The 25,251-nt window shown below is 67.9% G+C and carries 18 protein-coding genes; 10 read left to right on the top strand and 8 right to left on the bottom strand.

From position 1 onward, the window contains the following. Position 1 precedes the first annotated feature (1 nt). Positions 2-1,255 (top strand): arsenic transporter, encoded by a 1,254-nt coding sequence (locus tag CFB46_RS33890; protein ID WP_027786583.1) that lies wholly within the window; start codon positions 2-4, stop codon positions 1,253-1,255. Positions 1,256-1,284: 29 nt separating this feature from the next. Here the strand turns inward: CFB46_RS33890 and CFB46_RS33895 are convergent, their stop codons facing one another. Both CFB46_RS33895 and CFB46_RS33900 read right to left on the bottom strand, forming a co-directional pair. Beyond that, positions 1,285-3,390 carry a TonB-dependent siderophore receptor gene (locus CFB46_RS33895; protein ID WP_027786584.1) on the bottom strand — a complete coding sequence of 702 codons (2,106 nt, stop codon included), beginning with the start codon at positions 3,388-3,390 and terminating at the stop codon, positions 1,285-1,287. A 250-nt stretch (positions 3,391-3,640) separates the two neighbouring features. Then, complete coding sequence (locus tag CFB46_RS33900; RefSeq protein WP_027786585.1) at positions 3,641-4,342, bottom strand: FadR/GntR family transcriptional regulator; 702 nt, start codon at positions 4,340-4,342, stop codon at positions 3,641-3,643. A gap of 233 nt (positions 4,343-4,575) precedes the next feature. On the opposite strand from CFB46_RS33900, the gene CFB46_RS33905 reads away from it, so the two are divergent. From CFB46_RS33905 to CFB46_RS33940, 8 genes are read left to right on the top strand one after another with little or no spacing between them, the layout of a single operon-like run. Next, the gene (locus tag CFB46_RS33905; protein ID WP_027786586.1) at positions 4,576-6,120 is read left to right on the top strand and encodes a sugar ABC transporter ATP-binding protein; all 1,545 of its coding nucleotides are present in this window, start codon (positions 4,576-4,578) and stop codon (positions 6,118-6,120) included. Further along, positions 6,113-7,144: an ABC transporter permease gene (locus CFB46_RS33910; protein ID WP_027786587.1), complete on the top strand. Its 1,032-nt coding sequence runs from the start codon at positions 6,113-6,115 to the stop codon at positions 7,142-7,144. The genes CFB46_RS33905 and CFB46_RS33910 overlap by 8 nt, the downstream gene beginning before the upstream one ends. Positions 7,145-7,186: 42 nt before the next feature. Next, positions 7,187-8,134 (top strand): ABC transporter substrate-binding protein, encoded by a 948-nt coding sequence (locus CFB46_RS33915; protein WP_027786588.1) that lies wholly within the window; start codon positions 7,187-7,189, stop codon positions 8,132-8,134. 36 nt (positions 8,135-8,170) lie between these two features. Then, positions 8,171-9,187 (top strand): aldo/keto reductase, encoded by a 1,017-nt coding sequence (locus CFB46_RS33920; protein ID WP_027786589.1) that lies wholly within the window; start codon positions 8,171-8,173, stop codon positions 9,185-9,187. Continuing rightward, positions 9,184-10,059, top strand: a complete 876-nt coding sequence (locus CFB46_RS33925; RefSeq protein ID WP_027786590.1) for an amidohydrolase family protein — start codon at positions 9,184-9,186, stop codon at positions 10,057-10,059. Before CFB46_RS33920 ends, CFB46_RS33925 begins: the two co-directional genes overlap by 4 nt. A 22-nt stretch (positions 10,060-10,081) precedes the next feature. Then, positions 10,082-11,092, top strand: a complete 1,011-nt coding sequence (locus CFB46_RS33930) for a zinc-binding alcohol dehydrogenase family protein (protein WP_027786591.1) — start codon at positions 10,082-10,084, stop codon at positions 11,090-11,092. Between the two features lie 31 nt (positions 11,093-11,123). Next, the gene (locus tag CFB46_RS33935) at positions 11,124-12,329 is read left to right on the top strand and encodes a mannitol dehydrogenase family protein (RefSeq protein ID WP_227789466.1); all 1,206 of its coding nucleotides are present in this window, start codon (positions 11,124-11,126) and stop codon (positions 12,327-12,329) included. Continuing rightward, positions 12,326-13,849 carry a UxaA family hydrolase gene (locus CFB46_RS33940; protein WP_027786592.1) on the top strand — a complete coding sequence of 508 codons (1,524 nt, stop codon included), beginning with the start codon at positions 12,326-12,328 and terminating at the stop codon, positions 13,847-13,849. Before CFB46_RS33935 ends, CFB46_RS33940 begins: the two co-directional genes overlap by 4 nt. A gap of 87 nt (positions 13,850-13,936) precedes the next feature. Here the strand turns inward: CFB46_RS33940 and CFB46_RS33945 are convergent, their stop codons facing one another. The 5 genes from CFB46_RS33945 to CFB46_RS33965 all read right to left on the bottom strand — a co-directional run bounded on the left by CFB46_RS33945 (position 13,937) and on the right by CFB46_RS33965 (position 22,260). Continuing rightward, positions 13,937-15,895 (bottom strand): phosphatase PAP2 family protein, encoded by a 1,959-nt coding sequence (locus tag CFB46_RS33945; RefSeq protein WP_027786593.1) that lies wholly within the window; start codon positions 15,893-15,895, stop codon positions 13,937-13,939. 188 nt (positions 15,896-16,083) lie between these two features. Next, on the bottom strand, positions 16,084-17,670 hold the full coding sequence (locus tag CFB46_RS33950; RefSeq protein ID WP_027786594.1) for a methyl-accepting chemotaxis protein: 1,587 nt from the start codon (positions 17,668-17,670) through the stop codon (positions 16,084-16,086). A 369-nt stretch (positions 17,671-18,039) separates the two neighbouring features. Continuing rightward, positions 18,040-19,221: a fumarylacetoacetate hydrolase family protein gene (locus tag CFB46_RS33955; protein ID WP_027786595.1), complete on the bottom strand. Its 1,182-nt coding sequence runs from the start codon at positions 19,219-19,221 to the stop codon at positions 18,040-18,042. A 32-nt stretch (positions 19,222-19,253) separates the two neighbouring features. Further along, the gene (locus tag CFB46_RS33960; RefSeq protein WP_027786596.1) at positions 19,254-21,035 is read right to left on the bottom strand and encodes an IlvD/Edd family dehydratase; all 1,782 of its coding nucleotides are present in this window, start codon (positions 21,033-21,035) and stop codon (positions 19,254-19,256) included. A gap of 187 nt (positions 21,036-21,222) precedes the next feature. Next, positions 21,223-22,260: a LacI family DNA-binding transcriptional regulator gene (locus CFB46_RS33965; RefSeq protein WP_027786597.1), complete on the bottom strand. Its 1,038-nt coding sequence runs from the start codon at positions 22,258-22,260 to the stop codon at positions 21,223-21,225. Positions 22,261-22,557: 297 nt separating this feature from the next. Here CFB46_RS33965 and CFB46_RS33970 point away from each other — a divergent pair, with 297 nt between their 5' ends. Beyond that, entirely contained in the window at positions 22,558-23,904 is a 1,347-nt protein-coding gene (locus CFB46_RS33970) for an MFS transporter (RefSeq protein ID WP_027786598.1), read from the top strand. A gap of 177 nt (positions 23,905-24,081) precedes the next feature. Here CFB46_RS33970 and CFB46_RS33975 read toward each other — a convergent pair whose 3' ends face one another. Beyond that, complete coding sequence (locus CFB46_RS33975) at positions 24,082-25,248, bottom strand: pyridoxal phosphate-dependent aminotransferase (protein WP_027786599.1); 1,167 nt, start codon at positions 25,246-25,248, stop codon at positions 24,082-24,084. Positions 25,249-25,251: the final 3 nt, after the last annotated feature.

The following is a 25,251-nucleotide window of genomic DNA, read 5'->3' on the forward strand; positions in this document are numbered from 1 at the left end:
CATGAACCCTGTTTCGCTTGCCTGGCTGATTTCCGCGCTCGCCACCGCGGGCGTCATCACGCGTCCGTTCGGTTGGCCCGAGGCCACGTGGGCGGTGAGCGGCGCGCTGCTATTGGTCGGGTTGAACCTGCTGCCCGCTGCCCAGGCGCTGGACGCCGTCGCGAAAGGCGGCGACGTGTACCTCTTTCTGACGGGCATGATGCTGCTGTCCGAGGCGGCCCGTCGCGAGGGGCTGTTCGACTGGGTCGCGACGCACGTCGTCAATCTCGCGCAGGGCTCGCCGCGGCGGTTGTTCGCGCTGATCTACCTGGTCGGTGTCGTCACCACGGTGTTCCTGTCGAACGATGCGACCGCCGTCGTGCTGACGCCCGCGGTCCTTGCCGCCGCGCGCCGCGCGAAGGCCGATCCGATGCCGCTGCTGTACAGTTGTGCGCTCGTCGCGAATGCCGCGAGTTTCGTGCTGCCGATTTCGAATCCGGCGAACCTGGTGCTGTATGGCGCGCGCATGCCGTCGCTCGGCCCATGGCTCGTGCACTTCGCGGCGCCGTCCGTCGCGTCGATCGCGTGCACGTTCGTCATGCTGCGGATCGTGCAGCGACGTGCGCTTTCCGGCGGTTGCGAGTCGGGGCTGCCGGTGCAACCGCTGACGCGCGGCGGGCGCATCGCGCTGGCGGGCATCGCGGCAACGGCCGTCGCGCTGATGGTGGTGTCGGTCCTGGATCGCCCGCTTGGATTGCCGACCGCACTGGCGGGCGTCGTCACGGTCGCGTGCGTGGCGATGCGGGATCGCGCGGCGTGCGTGCCGATCGTTCGCGCGATTTCATGGAGCGTGCTGCCGCTTGTCGCGGGGTTGTTCGTCGTTGTCGAGACGCTCGACCGGACCGGCGCGGTGCACGTACTGGCGGGGCTGCTGCACGCGCTGATGCAAAGCGGCGAGCACGTCGCCGCCGCGGCGGCGGGCGTCGCGGTCGCGCTGGTGTCGAACGGGGTCAACAACTTGCCCGCCGGGCTGATCGCGAGCTCGACGATCCAGGCCGCGCACAGCCCGCGAACGGTGGTCGATGCGATCCTGATCGGCGTGGACCTCGGCCCGAACCTGTCGGTCACCGGATCGCTCGCGACGATTCTGTGGCTGAGGGCGATCCGGCGCGAAGGGCTGCAGGTCGGTTTCCGCGCATTCCTCGCGGTCGGTGCGTGCGTGATGCCGCCGGCGTTGCTGCTCGCGCTGGGCGCGCGATTCGTGGTCGGCGGCTGACGCGCGATGCGTCAGCCGTCCCGGCCGGCCTAGAACGAGTACGCGAGCGACGCGAACAGGCTGCGCGGCGCGCCCGGCGTGACCCACAGGCTGTTGTACGAGCTGACGTAGGTGGTGCGATTGAACAGGTTGTTCAGCACCACCGACGCACGCAGGTGCTTGTTGACCTGAAGGTAGCCGTTGAGCTGGACGGTCGCGTAGGCCGGCAGCTCGAAGCCGTCCTGCGTGTTGGCCGTGTTGCCGGCCCGGCGCCCGACGTAGATCAGGCCCGCGCCGGCGCCGGCCTTGTCCGCGAACGGCAGCGTGGTCTCGTACATGAGCAGCGCGCTGCCGCTCAGCCGCGGTACGTCGACGAGACGTGAACCGGGCGCCAGCACGGTATCGCGCGTGACCTCGGCGTCGACGTACGCGAAATTGGCGATGCCGCGCAAGCCGTGGCCGAGGTCGCCGCTCCACTCGAATTCGACGCCCCGGCTGCGCACTTCGCCGGCCGCGCGCGAGAAGCCGGCGTTCGCCGGGTCGGCGGTGAGCACGTTGCGCTTGGTGACGTAGAACGCCGAGACGGTCGTGAGCCAGCGCGCGCCTGCCCATTTCGCCCCGGCTTCGTAGCCGCGGCCCTTTTCGGGATCGAACGCGCGGCCGCCGACGTCGGCGCCGTTGTTCGGCCGGAACGAATACGCGGTGTTCGCATACAGCGACAACGCGGGGCTCATTTCATACACGACGCCGACACGCGGGCTCACCGCGGTCTGCAACTGGCTCGTCGTCACGCCCTTCAGGCGGTTGTCGATCGACTGGTGGAAGCGATCCCAGCGCAGCCCGGCAAGGATTTTCCAGTGCGGCCCGAACGCGAGCGTGTCCTGTGCGTAGACGCCTTGACCGTCGTCGCGCTCGAGCAGGTTGGTCGCGGTGCGCGGTGTCGGCGCGGGCTGGCCGTAGACCGGATCGAAGATGTCGATCGCATACGGCGCCGCGGCGGTCGGCGTGGAACGCGTGACGAACTGGTCGTAGTTGAAGCGGTACGCATCGACGCCCATCACGAGCGTATGGCCGATGCCGCCCGTGCGGAACGTGCCGGTCGTCTCGAGGCGGCCTTGCAGGTCGTTCGAGTGAAACGCGACTTGCCGGTAGCGGCGCCACAGCGTGCGGCCGTCCGGCTGCAACGCGAAGGCTTCGGACGAACGCCCCGACAGGTCGGTGTTGCGTTGCGCGACGCCGGCGTTGATCGACCAGCGCGAATCGATGCGATGCTCGAGCGTGAACTGGTGGCCCGTGTTGCGCACGTCGTAGTCGCCGTCGCGCGGCTCGCCGAGAAAGCGCGACGCGGGGATCACGCCGAGCTGCCCGTTGACCGCCAGCACGCCGCGATCGAGCGGCGCGCGCTGACGCGCACTCTCGAACTCGTAGTGGAGCGTCGTGTCGGCGCCGATGTCCCAGGTGAACGACGGCGAGAACAGGTAGCGTTTGCTCGACACCGTGTCGCGAAAGCTGCCGTTGTTCTCGTTCATCGCGACGAAGCGGTACGCCAGCGATTTCGTGACGGGGCCGGTCGAATCGAGCGTCTGGCGCAATGCGCCGTAGCTGCCGGCCGACACGCCGATGGTGTTCGCGCGTGCGAACTGCGGCTGCTTCGTCGTATAGCTGATGATCCCGCCCGGATCGCCGCGGCCATACAGCGCGGACGCCGGCCCCTTGAGCACTTCCATGCGCTCGAGGTTGACGGTGTCGCGCGGCACGCTCATGCCGCGATTCCACGAAAAGCCGTTGACCAGATAGTCGGTGCCGGACGTGTTGCCGTCGCCGGCGAAGCCGCGCACAGCGTAGTTGTCCCATAGGCCGCCGAAGTTGTTCTGGCGCGAGACACCCGCGACCCAGTCGTAAAGATCGTCGCCGCGCGTGGCGGCCACGGTCTGGATCAGCTTCGTATCGACGCTGCTGACCGCGAACGGAATCTCCATCACGTCCGCCTCGCCGCGCGTCGCGCTCGTCGATTCGCGCATGCGAAACGGCGCCGTCGCGCGTTGCGCCGATACCTCGATGGTGGGCAGCGACGTTTCCTGCGCGTCGGCGGCGCCCATGCCCGCCGTGCCGACCACGATGGCCATCGGTGCGGCCGCCCAGTTGCTCCTGCTCATACGCCTCCTGTTGGTGTGTTTCGCGTTCGGGCACGGCGGGCGGCCTCGCGCCGACATCTGTGTTCCAAACAGTACATTTGCGCGGCAATTTAATGCAAATGAGAGGCATTTGCAATCGTAATTTTCAGAACGGACGCGCAACGCGAAACGGCGCGGCACGCGGCCGCGAAGGAGGGGAAGAGAGGGACGGAAACCGGGCTGGCGTCACATGACGACGCGCTCGCCGACGCGTGCCGGCGCCGGTGCGCGATCAGTCGGGATCGGCTTTCAGCCCGCCGTCGATCCAGCGCGCCTCGGACGCGCGAAGATGCGCGCGGATGGCCGTCTGCGCCGCGATCGGGTCGCCGGCCTGCAGCGCGAGGAGCACGTCCTCGTGCTCGCGCACGGCGGCGGTCCAGGTCTGAGGATTCTCCGCGTGGCCGCGCATGGCCGTCGCGATCGGGTCGTGACGGCTGTCGAACAGCTCGCCGACGAAGCGGGTGAGCACCGAATTGCCGGCGGCTTCCGCGATCAGCATGTGGAACTGCCGGTCGGCTTCGACCGGGGATTTGCCGGCCTCCGCGAGCCGCTTCATGCGCTGAACGGTGCGGCGCAGGCGCTCGAGCATCGCGGCCGTCATCCGCGCGGCGGCCAGTGCGGCGACGCTGCCTTCGACGGCCGCGCGGGCCTGCATCAATTCCGACGGGCTGTCGCCGAGCGTGACCATCGTGCCGACATCGTCGGCCGCCGTGTCGCGGACATAGACGCCGGAGCCCATCCGGATTTCGATCTGGCCGCCAATTTCCAGCGCGATCAGCGCCTCGCGAAGCGACGGGCGCGATACGCCGAGCGTCAGCGCCAGCTCGCGTTCCGGCGGCAGCCGCTCGCCGATCGCGAATTCGCCCTGACGAATCAACGCGACGATCTGGGCCGCGACCGATTGGTAAAGCCGCTTGGGTTCTGTCGATTTCATTCGATGCAATGGGGTCAATGCGCTTTCGGCGCAAGCGCGTGTCGCGGAGTCTATCACGCACGCTGCTTCGCCCTTTGCGGCGGCCCGTTCATCCCGATGTGCGGGTTTTCACCATTGGTAAGATCAGATGTGAATAGTTAAATTGGCTTGACCAAAATTGGTTTGATTGCTGTAATTCGTCTAAATTGGACTGACCAGAGCCTGCCGAGGTCGATCCACCCCAAGGAGACGCAATGGCAATGCCTCGCAATCTGCCCGGTCAGGCCGCTCAGGACGAAGCGGACCGGGAGATCCTGCGCCTGGAAGGGATTCGCAAATGCTTCCCGGGCGTCGTCGCGCTCGACCGGATTCGCCTCGATCTGCGCCGCGGCGAGGTGCATGCGGTGTGCGGCGAAAACGGCGCGGGCAAATCCACGCTGATGAAGATCATCAGCGGTCAGTACCTGCCCGACGAGGGGGTGATTCGCTATCGCGGCGCGCCGGTGCGATTTCGTTCGGCATCCGAAGCGCAGGCGGCGGGCATCGCGATCATTCACCAGGAACTCAATCTCGTCCCGCACCTGAGCGTGGCGGAGAACCTGTTTCTCGCACGCGAGCCGCGGCGCGGGCCGTTCGTCGATACGAGGCGCATGAATACGGATGCGGCGCGCTGCATCGCGCGAATCGGCCTGAATGTCGCGCCCACGACGAAGGTCGGCGTGCTGTCCATCGCGCAGCAGCAAATGGTCGAGATCGCGAAGGCGCTGTCGCTCGATGCGCGCGTGCTGATCATGGACGAACCCACGTCGTCGCTGACCGAAACGGAAACGGTGCAGCTCTTTCGCATCATCGAGGAACTGCGCGCCGACGGCGTGGCGATTCTGTATATCTCGCACCGGCTCGACGAAATGGCGCAGATCGTCGATCGCGTGACGGTGTTGCGCGACGGGCGCCACATCTCGACGGACGATTTCGCCGACGTGAGCATCGACGACATCGTCGCGCGCATGGTCGGGCGGACGCTCGACGACGCCTATCCGTCACGGCAATCGGTGCCGACGGACGACGTGCTGCTCGACGTGCGGGAACTGCGCCGCGACGGTGTGTTCGGGCCGGTGTCGTTCGCGCTGCGCCGCGGCGAGATCCTGGGTTTCGCGGGATTGATGGGCGCCGGGCGCACCGAGATCGCACGCGCGATCTTCGGCGCGGACCGCCCCGACGGCGGCACGATCGCGCTGCACGGCCGGCCCGTGACGATCCGCTCGCCGCGCGAGGCGATCCGGCACGGCATCGCGTATCTGTCGGAGGACCGCAAGAAAGAAGGGCTCGCGCTGCCGATGCCCGTCGCGGCGAACCTCACGCTCGCGAACGTGCGCGGTATCTCGTCGCGCCTCGGTTTCCTGCGCTTCGACGCCGAGCTGGACGTGGCGCGCCGCTACGTGCAGGACCTCGCGATTCGCACGCCGTCCGTGCATCAGCGCGTGCGCAATCTGTCCGGCGGCAACCAGCAGAAGGTCGTCATCGGCAAATGGCTCTACCGCGGTTCGAAGATCCTGTTCTTCGACGAGCCGACGCGCGGGATCGACGTCGGCGCGAAATTCGCGATCTACGGGCTGATGGACCGGCTCGCCGCCGACGGCGTCGGCGTGGTGCTGATCAGTTCGGAACTGCCGGAGCTGCTTGGCATGACCGATCGGATCGCCGTTTTTCACGAAGGTCGATTGACCGCGTTTCTCGACACCAAACACACCAGTCAGGAGGAGATCATGCACTACGCGTCGGGGCGTTCCCATGCTTGAAATGACATCCGATCGAAGCCAGGCCGACGAACGGGCGGCGCGACAGCGGCGGCGCGACCTGATCCAGAAGTTCGCGGCGCTGGGCAGCCTGGTCGTGCTCGTGTTCGCGTTTTCGATTTCGAGCGCGGCGTTCTTCTCGGTCGACAACCTGATGACCGTCGGCCTGCAGGTCACGTCCATCGCCTATCTGGGCGTGGCCGCGACCTGCGTGATCATCACGGGCGGCATCGACCTGTCGGTCGGCTCGGTGCTCGCGCTGGCCGGCGTGTGCGCGGCGCTGCTGGTCAAGGCCGGCGTGCCGGTGCCGGCGGCCATGGCGGCCGGCATCCTGGTCGGCGCGCTGTGCGGGTTCGTCAACGGCATTTGCGTGACGCGCATGGGCCTGCCGCCCTTCATCGCGACGCTCGGCATGATGCTCGTCGCGCGCGGCATCGCGCTCCAGATCACGGGCGCCCGGCCGGTATCGGATCTCGGCGACGCGTTCGGCGCACTCGGCAACGGTGCGCTGCTGCGGATCTCGCGCATCGGCGCGGACGGGTTCCCCGACACGACCTTTCCCGGCATTCCGTATCCGGTCGTGATCATGGTCGTGCTGTTCGTCGTGGTGTCCGTCCTGCTGTCTCGAACGTCGCTCGGCCGTCATATCTACGCGGTCGGGTCGAACGCGGAGGCGGCCCGGCTCTCGGGCGTGAACGTGCAGGGCGTGAAGCTGTTCACCTATGTGCTGTCCGGCGCGCTCGCGGGCGTGACCGGCTGCGTGCTGATGTCGCGGCTCGTCACGGGGCAGCCGAACGAGGGCGTCATGTACGAGCTCGACGCCATCGCCAGTTCGGTCATCGGCGGCACGTCGCTGATGGGCGGCGTCGGCACGATTTCCGGCACGGCGATCGGCGCGTTCGTGATCGGCGTGCTGCGCAACGGCCTGAACATGAACGGCGTGTCGAGCTTCATTCAGCAGATCATCATCGGCGTCGTGATCCTGGGCACGGTCTGGATCGACCAGTTGCGCAGTCGCCGGCCCTGACCGGCAGCAAGCAGTCCCTACCAACGAGAAGCGGAGCGAGACATGAACAAACCCATCCTGCTGGCGGCATCGGCGTGCGTATTCGCGGCGTGCAACAGCGGCGCGTATGCGGCGGGCGGCGAGATCGCCGTGATCGTCAAGACGGTCAATTCGAACTATTGGCAGAACGTGCAGAAAGGCGCGAAGGCGGCGCTCGACGGGGCCAAGGGCTACACGATGACGTTCCAGGGGCCGGCGGCCGAGTCCGACATCAGCGGACAGGTGAACATGGTCGACAACGCGGTCACGCGCCATGTGGCGGGCATCGTGCTCGCGCCGTCCGACCCCGATGCGCTGGTACCCGCGATCAAGAAGGCGTGGGAAGCGCATATTCCCGTCGTGCTGATCGATTCGGCCATCGCGGATGCCGGCAAGCCGTATTACCAGGCGTTCCTGTCGACCGACAACGAGAAGGCGGGCGCGCTGTGCGCGAAGGCGCTGATCGACCGCGTCGGGCAGTCCGGCAAGATCGCGATCATGTCGTACGTGCCGGGCGCCGGGTCCGAGGTCAGCCGCGTCGGCGGGTTCCGCAAGTATATCGAGAGCCATTCGAAGCTGCAGGTCGTTGGTCCGTACTACTCGCAATCGCAAATGGCGACCGCGCTGAACCAGACGACCGACGTGCTGTCGGCGAATCCGGACCTGAAGGGCATCTTCGGCGCGAACGAGCCGACCGCGGTCGGGATGGGCCGCGCACTGAAGCAGTCGGGCAAGGCGGGCAAGGTGGTGGCGATCGGGTTCGACGGCAACGAGGACCTGCAGGGCTTCGTGCGCGACGGCACCGTGCAGGCGATCGCGGTGCAGGGCTCGTGGCAAATGGGGAACCAGGGCGTGCGCACGGCGCTCGACGTCATCGAGCGCAAGCCCGCGCCGAAGCTGATCGATACCGGCGTCGTGATGGTCGACAAGCAGAACCTCGATTCGCAGGCGGCGAAGAATGTCCTGTACTGACCGGCCGTGCCGCTTTCCCGCATCGAGTCACGACGCATGAATGCAAACGATACGCGCATGTTGCCGCGCAGCGGGCTGACGGTGTCCGCGCTCGGTCTCGGCTGCTCGCAGCTCGGCGGCCTTTATCGTCCGATGTCGGCCGCCGACGCCGCCGCGCTCGTCGACGCCGCGTGGGCGGCCGGCCTGCGCTACTTCGACACCGCGCCTTATTACGGTTACACGCTGTCCGAGCGGCGCACGGGGGCGGGGCTCGCCCCGCGCGAGCGCGGCGCCTTCACGCTCAGCACGAAAGTCGGGCGGCTGATGCGCGCCGACGCGAGCGTGCGGCCAGGCGACGACGGCTGGGCCGAGCCGTTGCCGTTCCGGCCGGTCTACGACTACAGCTACGACGGCATCATGCGTTCGCACGACGACAGCCGGCAACGGCTCGGGCTCGCGCGGATCGACCTGCTGTATGTGCACGACATCGGCGCGATGACGCACGGCGATCGTCACGCGCACTACTGGGAGCAGTTGACCCGCGGCGGCGGGTTTCGCGCGCTGGACGCGCTGCGCGCGGGCGGCGAGATCGGCGGGTTCGGTCTTGGCGTGAACGAATGGGAAGTCGCGGCCGATGCGCTGAACGAAGCGGCGCTCGACGCCGTGCTGCTGGCCGGCCGCTACACGCTGCTCGAACAGACGGCGCTGGAACCGCTGCTCGATGCGTGCGCCCGTGAAGGGACGGGTATCGTGATCGGCGGCGTGTTCAATTCCGGCGTGCTTGCCGGCAACGGCAAGTTCAACTATGCGGATGCGAGCGCCGACGTGATCGACAAGGCCACGCGGCTCGGCGCGCTGTGCAACCGCTTCGACGTGCCGCTTCCCGCCGCTGCATTGCAGTTTCCGTTCGGCCATCCGGCCGTCGTGTCGTGCGTGGTCGGGGCGCGCAGCGTGGCTCAGCTTAAGCAGAACATCGAATGGTTCGAGCGCCCCGCGCCGGCCGAACTGTGGGATGCGCTGCGCGACGAAGGTCTGATCGACGCGCGCGCGCCGGTTCCGGGGGCACGCGCATGACCGCACGCATCGACGCCCATCAGCATTACTGGCGAATCGGCGCGCGGGCCGGCTGCTGGCCGCCGGCCGAACTCGACGCGATTCACCGCGATTTCGGCCCCGCCGATCTGGCGCCGCTGCTCGATGCCGCGCGCATCGATACCACCGTCCTCGTGCAATCGCTGCCGAGCGAAGCCGACACGCGCTTTCTGCTCGATCTCGCGGCCGCCACGCCGAGCGTCGGCGCCGTGGTCGGCTGGGTCGACATGAAGGCCGACGACGCGCCGGCGCGGATCGCGGCGTTTGCATCCGCGCCGAAGGCGCGCGGCTTGCGACCGATGCTGCAGGATCTGCCCGACGACGCATGGATCGACGATCCGCGGCTGGATCGCGCAGTCGCCGCGATGCTCGAGCATGGGCTCGGTTTCGATGCGCTGGTGATGCCGCGCCATCTCGATGCGCTGCATGCGTTCGCGCGACGCCATCCGGATCTGCCGATCGTGATCGACCACGGCGCCAAGCCATTCGTCGAGCGCGGCGAGTTGCAGCCGTGGCTGTCGTCGATGCGCCGGCTCGCGAGCCTGCCGAACCTGCATTGCAAGCTGTCCGGCCTCTGGACGGAGGCCGGGTCGTCGGCCGGCCCGGATGCCGTGCGGGCGCGCACGCGGCCGTATGTCCACGCGCTGGCCGAGCTGTTCGGGCCGACGCGCCTGATGTGGGGCAGCGACTGGCCGGTGCTGCGGCTGGCGTCGGCATGCGGCGGCTACGGCGAATGGCTGGCTGCGTGCGAGGACGATTGCACGCGGTTGCTTGGCTCGGCTTCACTGGCCGATCTTTTCGGCGGCAACGCGCGCCGCTTTTACCGGATCGACACCGCACGCCACGACGAATGAACCAGAACGAAAGGAACCCGACATGCTCAGCGTGATTTGCGAATCCCCCGGCGTGCTGCGCGTGCAGCATCGCGAACTGCCCGTGCGCGGCAGCGGCGAAGTATTGTTGCGCGTGCAACGTGTCGGCATCTGCGGCACCGATTTGCACATCTTCACCGGCAACCAGCCATACCTCGACTATCCGCGCGTGATGGGTCACGAGCTTTCCGCGGTGGTCGTCGAGGCGGAACCCGAGTCGGGGCTCGACGTCGGGGACGCTGTGTACGTGATGCCGTATCTGTCGTGCGGGCATTGCATCGCATGCCGTCACGGCAACACGAACTGCTGCGTCAACATCAAGGTGCTCGGCGTGCATCGCGACGGTGCGCTGGCCGAATACCTCAGCGTGCCCGCCCAGTTCGTCCACAAGGCCGACGGCATTTCGCTCGACCAGGCGGCGATGCTGGAATTTCTTGCGATCGGCGCGCATGCGGTGCGGCGCGCCGACGTCCGTGCCGGACAGCGGGCGCTGGTCGTCGGCGCCGGGCCGATCGGCATGGCCGCGATGATCTTCGCGAAGCTGCGCGGCGCCGACGTCACGTGCCTCGACACGCGGGCCGATCGGCTGGCGTTTTGCCGCGAGCACCTGGCGGTCGATGCGGCGGTGGAAGTGGGGGAAGACGACGCGGCGCGTCTCGCGTCGTTGACCGACGGCGAGTATTTCGATGCGGTATTCGACGCGACGGGCAACCTCGATGCGATGAATCGCGGTTTCGAATTCGTCGCGCACGGCGGCAAATACACGTTGATCTCGATCGTGCGCGGGCACGTTGCGTTTTCGGATCCCGAATTCCACAAGCGGGAAACCACGCTGCTCGCAAGCCGCAATGCCACCGCCGAGGATTTCGCGACGGTGCTCGACGCGATGCGTTCAGGGCGTATTCCGGACCGTGCGCTGAACACGCACCGGATGCGGCTCGACGAGGTGCCGGACGCGCTTCCGCGTCTGCTGGAAGCGGGGCAGACCGTCGTGAAGGCGCTCGTCGAATGTTGATCCGTCGAATCCGGCACGTGGAGCGCATGCGATGACGCCGCCGATCCTGCAATTCGGCACGAGCCGCTTCCTGCTGGCGCATGTCGACCTGTTCGTCTCCCAGGCGCTGGACGACGGCAACGCGATGGGCGGCATCGGCATCGTGCAGACGACCGGCAATCCGGCCAGCCGCGCCCGCATCGACGCGCTGCGCGCGACCGGTCGCTATCCGGTGCGGATTCGCGGGCGCGACCGCGGCGGCATCGTCGACGAAGTCGTCGAATGCCGCGCCGTGCATCGCGCATGGGACGCCGAGCGCGACTGGGCGGAGATACGCCGCGCCGCGATCGAGACGGTCCGCGTGATCGTATCGAACACCGGCGACGCAGGCTATCGCACCGATCCGCGCGACGCGGCGGACCTGCCGGACCGGCCGCAGCAGACCCCGCGCGGCTTTCCGGCGAAGCTGCTCGTGCTGCTGCATGCGCGCTGGCAGGTGCGTCCCGACGATGGCATCTCCATCCTGCCTTGCGAGCTGGTGACGAACAACGGCGACACGCTGCGCGACATCGTGCTGGACCTCGCGCGCCGGTGGCGGCTGCCCGACGCGTTCGCCGACTATCTGCGCCACCGCTGCGTGTGGGTCAACTCGCTCGTCGACCGCATCGTGTCCGAGCCGCTGCATCCGGTCGGCGCGATCGCGGAGCCCTACGCGCTATGGGCGATCGAACGGCGTGCCGGCATGGCGTTGCCGTGCCGGCACGCGCAGATCGTCGTCACCGACGATTTGCGCAGCCATGAGCGCCTGAAGCTGTTCTTCCTCAATCTCGGGCACAGCTGGCTCGCGGAGCAGTGGCTCGCGGCGGGGCGCGACGCATCGGAAACGGTGCTGGACGCGATGAACGATGCGCGGCTGCGCGACGGTCTCGAGGCGGTGTGGCGCGATGAAGTCGCGCCGGTATTCGTGGCGCTGGGCCTGCGCGAAACGGCCGAACACTATGTCGACAGCGTGCGCGAGCGCTTTCTCAATCCGTTTCTCGCGCATCGCATCGCCGATATCGCGGTCAATCATCGCGAGAAGGTGGCGCGGCGAATGGAGCCGTTGCTCGCGCTCGCGGATTCGCTGGCGCTGCCGGCCGAACAGCCTCGGTTGCGGCAACTCGTCGCCCGCCATGGCATGGCGGCCGGCGATCCGGCGGCCGGCGACCCGGCCGGCGACCCGGCAGGCGTCGCAACGACAGGGAGAACTGCATCGTGAAGCAACCGGCAATCGTGATCCTTCACGGCGACGACAACGTCGCCGTCGCACTCGACGCGCTGGCGCCGGACGTGCCGATCGACGTGCACGGCGCGCCGTTGCGGCCGGCGGCCGCGGTGCCGGCCGGCCACAAGGTCGCCACGGCGCCGATCGCGCGCGGCGACGCGATCGTCAAATGCGGGCAGCCGATCGGCATCGCGCTGCGCGACATCGCCGCGGGCGAGCACGTGCACGTGCACAACGTCGGGATGCCCGAGCGTCATGCGCACGACGACGGGCCTGCCGGCGATGCGCACGAGGTTCCGGCGGATCGCGGCGACACCTTCGACGGATTCGTGCGGCCCGACGGCAGCGTGGGCACCCGCAACTACGTCGGCGTGATCGCGAGCGTCAACTGTTCGGCGAGCGTCTGTCATGCGATCGCCGATGCGTACCGGCACGGCGCGCTCGATGCGTTCGGTCATGTCGACGGCGTCGTCGCGATCACCCATCAGAGCGGCTGCGGCATGTCGGCGACCGGCGACGGCATCGAACTGCTGCGCCGCACGCTCGTCGGTTATGCACGCAACCCGAACTTCGCCGGCGTGCTGCTCGTGGGTCTCGGTTGCGAGGTCAATCAGGTCGGCGCGCTCGCGGAACGGCTCGACGCGGCCGCGCCGGGCACCGTGCGCACGCTGGTCATCCAGGACGAAGGCGGGGTGCGCGACACCGTTGCCCGAGGCGTGTCGATCGTGCGCGCGTTGCTGGAGGTGGCCGACGGCGCGCGTCGCAGCGCGGTGCCGGCATCGCGGCTGACGGTCGGCCTGCAATGCGGCGGGTCCGACGGCTATTCGGGCATCACGGCGAATCCGGCGCTCGGCGCGGCCGTCGATCTGCTGGTCCGCAACGGCGGCACGGCGATTCTGTCCGAGACGCCCGAGATCTACGGCGCGGAGCATCTGCTGATCGCGCGGGCGGCCTCGCGCGACGTCGCCGAGCGTCTGCTCGGCCGGTTGCAATGGTGGGAGCGCTACGTCGCCGATCACGGCGGCGAAATGAACAACAACCCGTCCCCCGGCAACCTTGCCGGCGGCATCACGACGATTCTCGAGAAGTCGCTCGGCGCGGTGTCGAAGGGCGGGCGCTCGCCGCTTCGCGCGGTCTACGACTATGCGGAGCCGGTGCGGCAAGCCGGGCTCGTGTTCATGGATACGCCCGGCTACGACCCGGTGTCGGCGACCGGGCAGATCGCCGGCGGCGCGAATCTCGTGTGCTTCACGACGGGCCGCGGTTCGGTGTTCGGCTCGAAGCCGGTGCCGACGATCAAGATCGCGACGACGACCGGCCTGTTCGAGCGGATGCAATCGGACATGGATTTCGACAGCGGCGGGATCGTCGCCGGTTCGCTCACGGTCGACGAAGCGGGCGCGCGGCTGTTTCGGCTGATGCTCGACGTCGCCTCCGGACGACGATCGCGCAGCGAGGACAACGGTATCGGCGAACGCGAGTTCGTACCGTGGCTGCGCGGCGCGATCATGTGACGCGCCGCGCACGCTCCTCGCGCGATCAGGCCGCGAAGGAGCACCCGTGACGGAAACCGGCACGAGCCGGCAGGCGATCGTTGTCGGCTACGCCGCCGACAGCGTGATCGACACGCCCGTCGCGGTGTAGGCCGGCGTGGCCTTGAACCCGTCGACCGTCACCGTCGAGAACTTCGCGGCAGCCGCCGCGCCGTCGATTAGCGCGATGGTGTCGCCGGCCTTCGGCGCGTAGCCGTTCACGAATTTCACGTGCAGCGTGCCGCCCGCGACGGTGAGCGGGCCGCCCACGCGCAGCCGTCCGCCGCCGTTGCCGTCGATGTCGAGTTCGAGCGTCGTGTTGTCGAGCTGCGTGTAGCGGGTGGCGATCGTCACCGGCGCGGCGGCCGCGATTCGCACGCTGCCGCCCGGTCCGACGTACACGTCCCCTTTGCCGAACGCCGTCGTCGACGCGGCTGCCAGCGTGCCGCCGCTCACCTGCGTGCCGCCCGTGTAGCCGTTGTTGCCCGCCAGCGTCAGCGTGCCGCTGCCCTGCAGCGTCAGCTTGCCGGCGCCAGCGACGTCGTTGCGCCACAGGTCGGCGGCATTGAGCCCGCCCTGCGATGCATCCATCGACACGATCACGTTGCCGTTGAACGCGCCGTAGCCGTCGGCCGCCGCGAACAGGTTCAGGCGACCCCAGCCTTCCGCGTCGTCCATGACCGGATAGCCGGACGGCAGTTCGGTTGTTTTCAGCACGACGCGCCGCTGGTCGGCGCTCAGGTACGGAAAGCGCGTCTGCAGCAGAATCTCCGAGCCCTTCGGCACGACCGGCGGTGCGTTCGTCGATTCGATCGCGCCAAAGCCGAACGTCATGCGGCGCAGGAACGCGCTCTTGTTCGTCGTGTAGTCCGCGAACCGGTCGGTGGCCGTCGTGCCGGCGTGCGCGAATGCGGAGAAGGTCGTGGCGCTGGTGCCCGTCAGTTGTTGCAACGTCTGATGGGCTTGCGTGTAGGCGGCCTGCGCGTCGCCGGCGTACGCGGTCAGGTTCGCCGCGCTGACGGCCAGCGCGAGCATGCGCCCGCCGATCACGTCGAGCGGCGAATGCATGCCGGCCAGGATCCGGTTCTCGCCGAGCTCGAGGCCGCGGCTGACCATTTCCTGGAAGCGTTCCGGCACGAGCCACGCCATCGTCGTCGCATCGCGCATCGCTTCGGCCGTGTGGCCGCTGATGAAGCCGCCGTCGGTCGCGGGCGTCGCGCTTTCGGCCGGCACCAGCGTCGGCGCGACGATCACGCTCGTGCTCCAGCGGTACGGACGCGCGTATTTGAAGAAGCGCTTCGAAGGTTCGGTCGACGCGTTGTTGCCCATTTCGTTGAGCAGGTCGACGACCTTCCCGAAACTGGCGTTGCCGCTGCTGCCGACGCCGACGTTGTTGCCGGAGTCGTTGTACAGCACGGTCGTGGCATCGGCGGGCACGCTGGTGATGCTGGTCGTCTGCTGGGCCGCGGTGCGCCACGCGGCGGTGAGCGGACCCATGCCGTCGGTCACGCTGTATCCCTTGCCGCGCCGGTCGTCGTAGTACGCGGCATCGGCCTGCTGCGGCGTACGGGCGGTCGTCGCGTCGATCACGTACTGCACGTTGGCCGACAGCACCGCATCGTTCAGGATCGTGCCGCACGGCACGCCGCTGTTCGGCAGTCCGGAGCAGGTCGACGGCGAGATGGCCGGGAACGCGCCGTTCGCCGGCGCGCTCACGCCCGCGTCGACCAGCATCGTCGACGGTTGCCAGAGATCGAGGAAACGGCTCAACACGCGCACCGCGGCGTTGGTCGACAGCGTCGCATAGCGCGCATCGCCGCGCTGGTTGGTCGCGACGTTGTCGACGAAAGCGGGCGCGCTCGGGATCGGCGCGCTGTCGACGAAGCCGGGGTCGGCGGGGGGCGCCGGAACGGCCGCGGCGATCGTGGCGGTCGACGCGACGTCGTCGCCGCCGCCGCAGGCGGCCAATACGATCGCACTCGACAATGCCGCGACGTGCAGCGGGAAACGGCTTCGTGACGCAAACATGCAAGACTCCATCCTGATGGTCGAAGAGGGAGGATTGTGGTGAGCGATCGTTACGCGGTCGTTACGGAATTGTTGCGCGTCGTACGCGGCGGGTGTGAATTCCCACTATCTGGTTAATTTCGGGTGCTGAACATGGCGGACGCCGATTCGATGCGCGTGTCGCGGATATGCGGCTGCGCGTCGAGTCGCTACGCCTTCGCCGTGCCGGTGTCCAGCCGGAACAGCGATACGGCCTCGGCAAGCCGGTTCCCCTGTTCCTCGAGCGACTTCGATGCGGCGGCGGCCTGCTCGACGAGTGCGGCATTCTGCTGGGTGACTTCGTCCATTTGCGTAATCGCCAGATTGACCTGCTCGATGCCGCGGCTCTGCTCGTTCGACGCGGCGGCGATTTCGCCCATGATGTCGGTCACGCGCGAGATCGCGTGCGTGACTTGGCTCATCGTATCGCCCGCGTTGTTCGCGATATGCGAGCCGTCCTGGATTTTCCGGACCGATTGCGAGATCAGCTCGCGGATTTCCTTCGCGGCGCTCGACGAGCGCTGCGCAAGACTTCTGACTTCGCTGGCCACCACCGCGAAGCCGCGGCCCTGCTCGCCGGCGCGGGCGGCCTCCACGGCCGCGTTGAGCGCGAGGATGTTGGTCTGGAACGCGATCCCTTCGATGATTCCGGTGATCTCGGCGATCTTGGCAGAGCTCGCGCTGATGTCCGTCATCGTGTCGACCATCAGGCCGACCGCCGTGCTGCCACGCTGGGCGACTTCCGATGCGTTGTCGGCCAGGCCGCTTGCCTGCTGCGCGTTGTCGGCGTTCAGACGCACGGTGGATGTCAGTTGCTCGATGCTCGAGGCGGTTTCCTGCAGCGATGCGGCTTGCTGTTCCGTGCGGGAGGAGAGGTCCTGGTTGCCGGACGCGATTTCGCCGGCGCCCGTCGCGACGTTGCCGGATGCGGTACGGACTTCCGAGATCAGGCGGATCAGGTTCGCCTGCATGTCGCGCATGGAAGCCAGTACGCTGCCGGCCGGCGCGGCGCCGGTCGTGGATTCGGCGCCGAGATCGCCGGCGGCGATATGGCGGGCGATCTCGCTGAGCGCGGCAGGCTCCGTGCCCAGCGAGCGCAGCAGGCCGCGGATGATGAAGAGGCCCGAGATCGCGGCGGCCGCCGCCGCGGCGATGCAGATCACGATCAGCATCAGTCGCCGCGAGGTATATCGGTCTTCCGATTCCTTCACCAGTTGGGCGGCCCGCGAGCGCGAGTACGTCGCATATGCCTCGGTGGCCGCGACGAGCTGGGCCAGCAGCGGTCGGCACTGTTCGTTGATCATCGTGATCGCCTGATCGCGCCGGTTGTTCGCCGCCGCTTCGACGATCGCGCGCGCCACGGGGCCGTACTGCGCCTCGACCGCCGCGATTTGCCGAACCAGTTCACGAGACTTGTCGGACGCGCCGCTCCCCTCGCGGACCGCATTCGTCAGCTCGCCCAGCAGCGTGCCGACTTCGCGGTCGGCCTGCAGTGCCGCTTCCTTCTCGAGGTCCGCATCGCGCGGTCCCGCCGCCAGGACCTGGTTGCGGGCGGCGATCGCACGCCGGTCGACCGCGACGCGAACCTTGTCCACGAGGGTCGCGCGGGCGTTGGTGCCGTTGACATAGTTATCGAATGCCGCGTTCGCGTTGGCGAGCGATACGATGCCGACGAGAGAGACGACCACAACCATGCACGTAAGAAGTCCGAAAGCCATGATCAGCTTCGTGCGAACCGTTAGCCGTCGATCGTTCATGGGGAAAGTCCAGTATCAAATAGCTTTCCTTATTATCGGTACGGTGAGTGAACAATTTAGGACGGTTGCCGAGCGCAATCGTTTGCGCGTGACCTGCCATCGAAAAAAAATTTCGACAGCGATCCGAGCTCGTCACGTCGAGGGGGCGAAGGGCTCCGTTTGCGCCCGACAGACCCGCTTCTGCCTTCGCGCTTCGCGCGGCGTGGTGCGTCGCGGTTGATACGCGACAAGAGGCGCCGGAGCAGGCGAACGGCACGTGAAGCGGGTTCGATCGCACGCGACGTTGCGCGGGTGCTTCACGGACCGATCGTCGACGAGGCTACCGCCACCGAGCAATGCGCGGCGGTTCGCACGCCCCGTCTGCCGCCTTCACGCAGCAAGCAGCCCGCGCGCGGCCAGATTCGCATACAGCGCGCGCACGCCGAAGGTCCACGGCGCGATCTCCGTGCAAAGCCGCACGGTGTTGACGAGTGCGCCGAGCGCGGGCGTGGAGATGGTGACGCGGTCGCCGAGGTGATGCGTGAATCCGCCGCCGGGCGCGTCGCGATCCTGGATCGGCGAGAACATCGTGCCGAGGAACAGCATGAAGCCGTCCGGATACTGGTGATGCGCGCCGCAGGTCTGCGCGACGAGGTCGGCCGGGTCGCGGCTGATCTCGCGCATGTGGCTGATGCCGTCGAGGACGAAGCCGTCGTCCGCGCCTTCGACGCGCAGCGACACGCTGGCCTGCCGTACGCCGTCCAGCGTGAAGCCGTCGTCGAACAGCCGCACGAACGGGCCGATCGCGCACGAACCGTTGTTGTCCTTGCATTTGCCGAGCAGCAGCGCCGAACGGCCTTCGATGTCGCGCAGGTTCACGTCGTTGCCGAGCGTCGCGCCCACCGGCCTGCCGTCGCTGGCGACCGCCAGCACGATCTCCGGCTCCGGGTTGTTCCACACCGACACGGGCAGCAGCCCCACGTCCGCGCCGAAGCCGACCGCGGACATCGGCTGCGACTTGGAGAACACCTCGGCATCCGGGCCGATGCCCACTTCCATGTATTGCGACCATGCACCGCGGCGCTCGAGTTCCGCCTTCAGGCGCAGTGCGGCTTCCGAGCCCGGCACGATCTTCGACAGATCGGTGCCGATGGTCGCGGCGATGGTGTCGCGTACCTCCCTCGCTTTGGCCGGATCGCCGCCGGCCTGTTCCTCGATCACGCGCTCGATCAGGCTGACCGCGAAGGTGACGCCGCACGCCTTGATGGCCTGCACGTCGCACGGCGCGAGCAGGCGCGTGGCGCCGGGCGTGCCGTCCAGCGTCGCCTGCAACAACGGCTCGACGCGGCCGAGCGATTCGCCGGGAGCCGTGCGCGCGAGCGCGACTGCATCGGGGCGGTCGAACAGGTCCGCGGTGGTCGGCACGGTGCGCGTGATGTCGAACACTTCGCCGCCACGCACGGCGACGACGCTCGGCCCCGCGTGGGCGCCGTCGTGCCGCCAGACGCGGCCGATCAGCAGCGCGTGGGCGAGGTCGTGCGGCAGGCAATCGGAAACGGAAGGAGTACGCATGGTCAGCTCGGCAAGAGTCGGGGGCGGGGCAGTCAGTGCGAATGGCGCGGGTTGCCGCGCTGCTCGATGACCTTCAGGTACAGCGTGGCCGGTTCGAGGCAGCCGCCGGTGGACAACTGGCCGACGAACCGGCGATAGAGTTCCTGCCAGGGCGTTTGCGCCTCCGGCACGGTGAAGCTCGCGGTCTCGCGACGGCGCGCGAGTTCGTCCGCGTCGACGAGCACGTCGACGCTGCGGCGATTCAGGTCCACACGCACGCGGTCGTTCGTGCGCAGCAAGGCGAGGCCGCCTCCCACCGCGGCTTCCGGCGACATGTTCAGGATCGACGGGCTGGCCGACGTGCCGCTCTGGCGTCCGTCGCCCATGCACGGCAACGACGTGATGCCGCGCTTCACCAGCTCGGCGGGCGGCGCCATGTTCACGACTTCCGAACTGCCCGGGTAGCCGACCGTGCCGCAACCGCGGATCACGAGGATGCAGCGCTCGTCGATGTTCAGCGCGGGATCGTCGATACGCGCGTGGTAGTCCTCGGGGCCGTCGAACACGATCGCGCGCGCCTCGAACGTATTCTCCGCGCCCGGCTCGGCCAGGTAGGTCCGGCGGAAGGCGTCGCCCACCACCGACATCTTCATGATGGCGCTGTCGAAGAAGTTGCCCGACAGCACCATGAAGCCGGCCCCGTGCTTGAGCGGCGCGTCGGGCGTACGGATCACATCGCGGTCGGCATCCTGCGCGGTGTCGGCGATCTCGCCGATCGCGCGGCCGGATACGGTCAGGCAGTCGCGCCGTAGCAGGCCGGCCGCGTCGAGCTGGCGCAGCACGGCGGGCACGCCGCCGGCGCGATGGAAGCTCTCCCCGAGGTATTCGCCGGCCGGCATGCAGTTCACGAGCAGCGGCACGGCTTCGCCGAAGCGCTGCCAGTCGTCCAGACTCAGCTCGACGCCCATGTGGCGCGCGATGGCGATCAGATGCGGCGGGCAGTTGGTCGAGGCGCCGAGCGCCGACGCGACGACGATCGCATTCTCGAACGCCGCGCGCGTCATGATCGTCGACGGGCGCAGGTCGTCGCGAACGAGTTCGACCGCGCGCTTGCCGGTAGCGTAAGCGATCTGGCCGCGCTCGCGATAGGCGGCGGGGATGCTCGCGCACCCGGGCAGTGACATGCCCAGCGCCTCGGCGAGGCTGTTCATCGACAGCGCCGTGCCCATGGTATTGCAGTGGCCGATCGACGGCGACGAAGCCGTGGTCAGCTGCATGAAGCCTTCGTAGTCGATCTCGCCGGCGGCGAGCAGGTTGCGGGCATGCCAGATCACCGTGCCGGAGCCGACCCGCTTGCCCTCGTGCCAGCCGTCGAGCATCGGGCCGCCCGACAGCACGATCGCGGGCATGTCGACGGTCGCGGCCGCCATCAGGCAGGCCGGCGTGGTCTTGTCGCAGCCGGTCGTCAGCACCACACCGTCCAGCGGAAAACCGTGCAGCACTTCCACCAGCCCGAGGTAGGCGAGATTGCGGTCGAGCGCGGCCGTGGGCCGGCGGCTCTGCTCGGCCAGCGGGTGCACGGGGAACTCCATCGGAATGCCGCCCGCGTCGCGAATGCCCGCCTTGGTGCGCTCGGCCAGCTCGATGTGGTGGCGGTTGCACGGCGCCAGGTCGCTGCCCGTCTGCGCGATGCCGATGACGGGGCGGCCCGACTGCAGCTCCTCGCGCGTCAACCCGTAGTTCATGAAGCGCTCGACATAGAGCGCGGTCATGTCCGCGTGCGCGGGATCGTCGAACCATTCCTGGCTGCGCAAGCGGCGAGGGATTTGTGACATGGCAGGCTGTCTCCGAAGGGCCTTCTTGATTGTGCGTGCCGGATAGTTACCGGTAACATCGATTGGATGTTAGCACGGGTTTTTTGCGTTGCGGAAGGGATTTGTGCGCGCGTGGCGGAGGTGAGGGCAGGGGGCCGGAGCAACGCCGCGCACGTCGCGCGCCGGCACGTGGGCGGCCGTCGACCCGTCAGGCGCTTTCCCGCGCGACGATCGTGTAGTCGATACGGATGCTGTGCGACTCGGTCCGCTCGCCGCCGTCGCGCGCTTGCAGCGCCGCCAGCAACGCTTCGCCCGTGCGTAGCCCGATGCCGTACGCGTCCACCGACACGGTCGTGATGGTCGGGTGGCAGCACGCCGCCACTTCGAAGTTCCCGAAGCCGGCCACGGCCATATCGGCGGGTACGGCAAGCCCGCGCCGGTGACATTCCATGATCGCGCCGAATGCCGACATGTCGCTCACGCACATCACCGCATCGGTATCCGGCCATTGCTCCAGCAGCGCCGCCATCGCGGGCCCGCCGTGGCTCATCGTGATCGGCGATTCGCCCAGCCGCACGACGCGCGGTTCGCCCAGCCCCAGCGCCTTGATCTCTGCCTGGTAACCCTTGAGTCGGTCGAGGCCGCGGCGATCCAGTTCGCTGGCGCCGACCAGAAAGCCGATGCGTCGGTAACCGCGCTCGGCCAGGTGGCGCACCATCGCACGGGCGGCGCGCACGTTCGAGAAGCCGACGGCGGTGTCGATGGGGCGCGTGGGCAGATCCCACATCTCGACCACGGGAATCGCCGAGCGCTCCAGCACCTTGCGCGTCGCATCGGTGTGCTGCGCACCCGTCAGCGCGATGCAGCGCGGCTGGTGTCGCAGCATCGAGCGCACTAGCCGTTCTTCACGTTCCAGGTCGTAGTCGGTGTCGCCGAGCAGCAGCTGGAGGCCATGCGGTTCGAGCGCATCGGTCAGGCCGCGCACGGTGTCCGAGAAGTTGGAACTCGACAATGACGGCACCAGCACCGCGACGAATTCCGACCGCCCGGACGACAGCGCACCGGCGGCCGCGTCGGCCACGTAGCCGAGCTGGTCGATGGCCTCGCAGACCCGTGCGCGCGTCTCGGCGGCCACGCTGTGGCCCGCGAGCACGCGCGACACCGTCATCTTCGATACGCCGGCCAGGCGCGCTACGTCGGACATGCGGGGCGGCCCGGCGGGCCGGACGGCGGTGGGACTGGGCATCGGAATCGCGATCGGGAGAAAGCCGGAAAGGCTACATCATACCGGTGCGGCATATCGTGCAGGCCGGCCGCGATGCGCTCGTCGAAGCGACGCCCGTACTAGGGAAACCACGCGTTCGGCGGGACTTGTACGCGCCTGTCGCTGCATGCTACCTTGGCGTTTGTTACCGGTATCAAAGCACTGCTCGCTCCCGTCGCCTCGTCGGCTTTTTTTTGCCACCGGATGTTATCGGTAACATCGATGCGTCAAGCGCACTCGCCGGTACGAAGAAGACCTAAACGAACAGGAGACAGACCGATGCCATCCATTACGCAGGCCGCTGCCGCACCGGCCGCGGCCGACTCGTCCGAGGACGCCCTTTATCGCAAGGTCATGCGGCGCATCCTGCCCTTGCTGCTGCTGTGCTACGTCGTGGCCTATCTGGATCGCGTCAACGTGGGTTTCGCCAAGCTGCAGATGCTCGACGACCTGAGCCTGAGCGACAGCGTCTATGCGCTCGGCGCCAGCATCTTCTTCTGGGGCTATTTCCTGTTCGAGATGCCGAGCAACCTGTTGCTGCATCGTTACGGCGCACGCTTCTGGATCGCGCGGATCATGATCACGTGGGGCATCGTGTCGTCGTCGATGGCCTTCATCGTGCCGCTCGCGCAGTTCTTCCACGTGCAGACGACCACGATGTTCTACACGCTGCGCTTCCTGCTGGGGCTGTGCGAAGCCGGGTTTTTCCCGGGCGTCATCCTGTACCTGAACTACTGGTTCCCGGCGCGCCGCCAGAGCGTGGCGATGTCGGGTTTCCTGGTGGCGATCCCGCTGAGCCTGACGCTGGGCAGCGTGCTGTCCGGCTGGCTGATGGAGCAGACGCATGGCCTGTCGGGCATGAGCGGCTGGCAATGGATGCTGCTGCTCGAAGGGCTGCCGTCGATCGTGGTGGCGTTCATCGTGCTGGCGTGCCTCGGCGACGGCCCGCGGTCGGCGAAGTGGCTGTCCGCCGACGAAAAGGCGGTGCTGTCGCGCAACCTCGAATCCGAGGCCGCGCACAAGTCGCACAGCGTCGGCGCCGCGCTGCGCAGCCCGCGCGTCTGGTTGCTCACCTTCATCCTGCTCACGTTCAATACCGGCTTCTACGGGCTGGCCTTCTGGCTGCCGTCGATCATCCGCGCGTCGGGCGTGCGGAGCCCGCTGCATATCGGTTTGCTGACGGCCATTCCGTACCTGACGGCCATCTTCGCGATGGTGTGGAACGCATCGCACTCGCGCAGGACCGGCGAACGCCGCCTGCACGCGGCGATTCCCGCGCTGATCGGCGGCGTCTTCCTGATTCTGAGCGCGGCGTTCGCCCACAACGTGGCGCTGTCGATCGTGTTCCTGACCGTCGCCACGTGCGGCATCCTCGCGCTGATGCCGATCTACTGGACCTTCCCCGGACAGATCCTGTCCGGCACGGCCGCGGCGGCCGGCATCGCGCTGATCAACTCGGTGGGCAACCTGTCCGGCTTCACGGGCTCGATGATCACAGGCGTCGCTAAGCAAATGACCGGCGACATCAACAACGGCACCTATGCGCTCGGCGCCTGCCTGCTGATCAGTTGCGTGCTGATCGCATTGATTCCGCGGGACATCCTGCAGCCGCCGGCGGGGCGGTAGGGCGTTCGCGCGATGTCACGTCCAGCCGGGGCCGGGACATCGCGCCGCCCCGGCGCCGGATGCATCACGTCATGTGGATTGATCTCGTGTGAATTCGCTCGACCATCACGGACGGAATGCCGGATGCCTCCAACCGGCGACGCCCTGCGCGCGACTCAGTTTTCTCGTGGGCGACCGTCATGCGTCTTCCAGGGCGAAGCGTACTTTGTCCCCGAGCGTGCGCAACCGCTCGACCGGTTCGTTCGAGTACACGAATCGGACGTACTGCTCGCCGTGTGCGACGCCCCATCCGGTCATGGCCGTCGCACATACGCCACGGCGCAGCAACCGCTCCGACATCTGCGATCCGGTCAGGCCGAAATCGGACACCCGCAGCAGCATCGACCAGCCGCCCGCCGGCATGCCGAACGGAAGACCTGACAGTTCGGCGGCGACCGTATCCCGGCGCCTCTCGAGTTCGCTCACGTAGCCAGGCAGATCGGATGCAGAATGTTCGAGCGCAACCGCCGCGGCCTCCTGGGCAATGCCGACCGGCACCACGACATTGGCGAGCGACACGGCCACAAGATCGGGAATCAGCCATTCCGGCGCGACGATCCAGCCGACGCGCCAGCCAATCATGCGCAGCTCTTTCGACGCGGCGCCGACCGTGACCGTACGCTCGGCCATGCCGGGCAGGCCGGCGGGATGGATGACCGTGCGTCCATCGAAGAGCAGCCGTTCCATCGCGCTGTCGAGGATCAGCAGCAGATCGTTCTGCACACACAGGCTCGCGATCAGTTGCCAGTCGGACGCATCGAAGAACCCGCCCGAAGGCATCGACGGAGACATCAGCAGCATGGCCCGTGTTTGCGGACCGATCGCTGCCCGCAGCGCGGTCTGATCCAGCTTCCACTCGCCGCCCGGCGCGAAGGCGAACGGTACTTGCCTGGGCACGCCGCCCGCAAGGCGGACGCGGTTCAGCAGGCCTGCGTACGTCGGATCGGTGACGATGACTTCGTCGCCGGTCTCGACGGTGGCGAGCAGCGTGTTCAGAATGCCGGAGAGTCCGCCCGCCGACACCACCACCTGGTCGGCCGTGAAGCATTGCCCCGAAAGCCCCGACACGTGGGCGGCAGCGCTCGCGCGTAGCCGATCCTGGCCGACGAATGGCAAATAGGAGTTGGCCGCGTCTCGCTGGATTGCCTCGCGGGTGAAGGCGAGCGCCTCGGAAGTGGGTGGGATGTCGGTATCGAGATTCTCGAGTCGCAAAAGGTCGACGTCGGCATGATCGGCGATCGAACCCATGCGATCGACGCCGATGCCGGCAATGTGCTGCAGGCGTGCAGGACGGTGGTGGCGCATCGA

The sequence above is a fragment of the Burkholderia sp. HI2761 genome, assembly GCF_002223355.1.
GTDB lineage: Bacteria > Pseudomonadota > Gammaproteobacteria > Burkholderiales > Burkholderiaceae > Burkholderia.

Bases quoted from the DNA above. Each gene is read 5' to 3' on its own strand.
- CFB46_RS33950 (WP_027786594.1), bottom strand. From the start codon at position 17,670: ATGAACGATCGACGGCTAACGGTTCGCACGAAGCTGATCATGGCTTTC.
- CFB46_RS33925 (WP_027786590.1), top strand. From the start codon at position 9,184: ATGACCGCACGCATCGACGCCCATCAGCATTACTGGCGAATCGGCGCG.
- CFB46_RS33920 (WP_027786589.1), top strand. From the start codon at position 8,171: ATGAATGCAAACGATACGCGCATGTTGCCGCGCAGCGGGCTGACGGTG.
- CFB46_RS33945 (WP_027786593.1), bottom strand. From the start codon at position 15,895: ATGTTTGCGTCACGAAGCCGTTTCCCGCTGCACGTCGCGGCATTGTCG.
- CFB46_RS33935 (WP_227789466.1), top strand. From the start codon at position 11,124: ATGACGCCGCCGATCCTGCAATTCGGCACGAGCCGCTTCCTGCTGGCG.
- CFB46_RS33930 (WP_027786591.1), top strand. From the start codon at position 10,082: ATGCTCAGCGTGATTTGCGAATCCCCCGGCGTGCTGCGCGTGCAGCAT.
- CFB46_RS33960 (WP_027786596.1), bottom strand. From the start codon at position 21,035: ATGTCACAAATCCCTCGCCGCTTGCGCAGCCAGGAATGGTTCGACGAT.
- CFB46_RS33910 (WP_027786587.1), top strand. From the start codon at position 6,113: ATGCTTGAAATGACATCCGATCGAAGCCAGGCCGACGAACGGGCGGCG.
- CFB46_RS33975 (WP_027786599.1), bottom strand. From the start codon at position 25,248: ATGCGCCACCACCGTCCTGCACGCCTGCAGCACATTGCCGGCATCGGC.
- CFB46_RS33965 (WP_027786597.1), bottom strand. From the start codon at position 22,260: ATGCCCAGTCCCACCGCCGTCCGGCCCGCCGGGCCGCCCCGCATGTCC.
- CFB46_RS33970 (WP_027786598.1), top strand. From the start codon at position 22,558: ATGCCATCCATTACGCAGGCCGCTGCCGCACCGGCCGCGGCCGACTCG.
- CFB46_RS33905 (WP_027786586.1), top strand. From the start codon at position 4,576: ATGGCAATGCCTCGCAATCTGCCCGGTCAGGCCGCTCAGGACGAAGCG.
- CFB46_RS33955 (WP_027786595.1), bottom strand. From the start codon at position 19,221: ATGCGTACTCCTTCCGTTTCCGATTGCCTGCCGCACGACCTCGCCCAC.
- CFB46_RS33895 (WP_027786584.1), bottom strand. From the start codon at position 3,390: ATGAGCAGGAGCAACTGGGCGGCCGCACCGATGGCCATCGTGGTCGGC.
- CFB46_RS33900 (WP_027786585.1), bottom strand. From the start codon at position 4,342: ATGAAATCGACAGAACCCAAGCGGCTTTACCAATCGGTCGCGGCCCAG.
- CFB46_RS33915 (WP_027786588.1), top strand. From the start codon at position 7,187: ATGAACAAACCCATCCTGCTGGCGGCATCGGCGTGCGTATTCGCGGCG.
- CFB46_RS33890 (WP_027786583.1), top strand. From the start codon at position 2: ATGAACCCTGTTTCGCTTGCCTGGCTGATTTCCGCGCTCGCCACCGCG.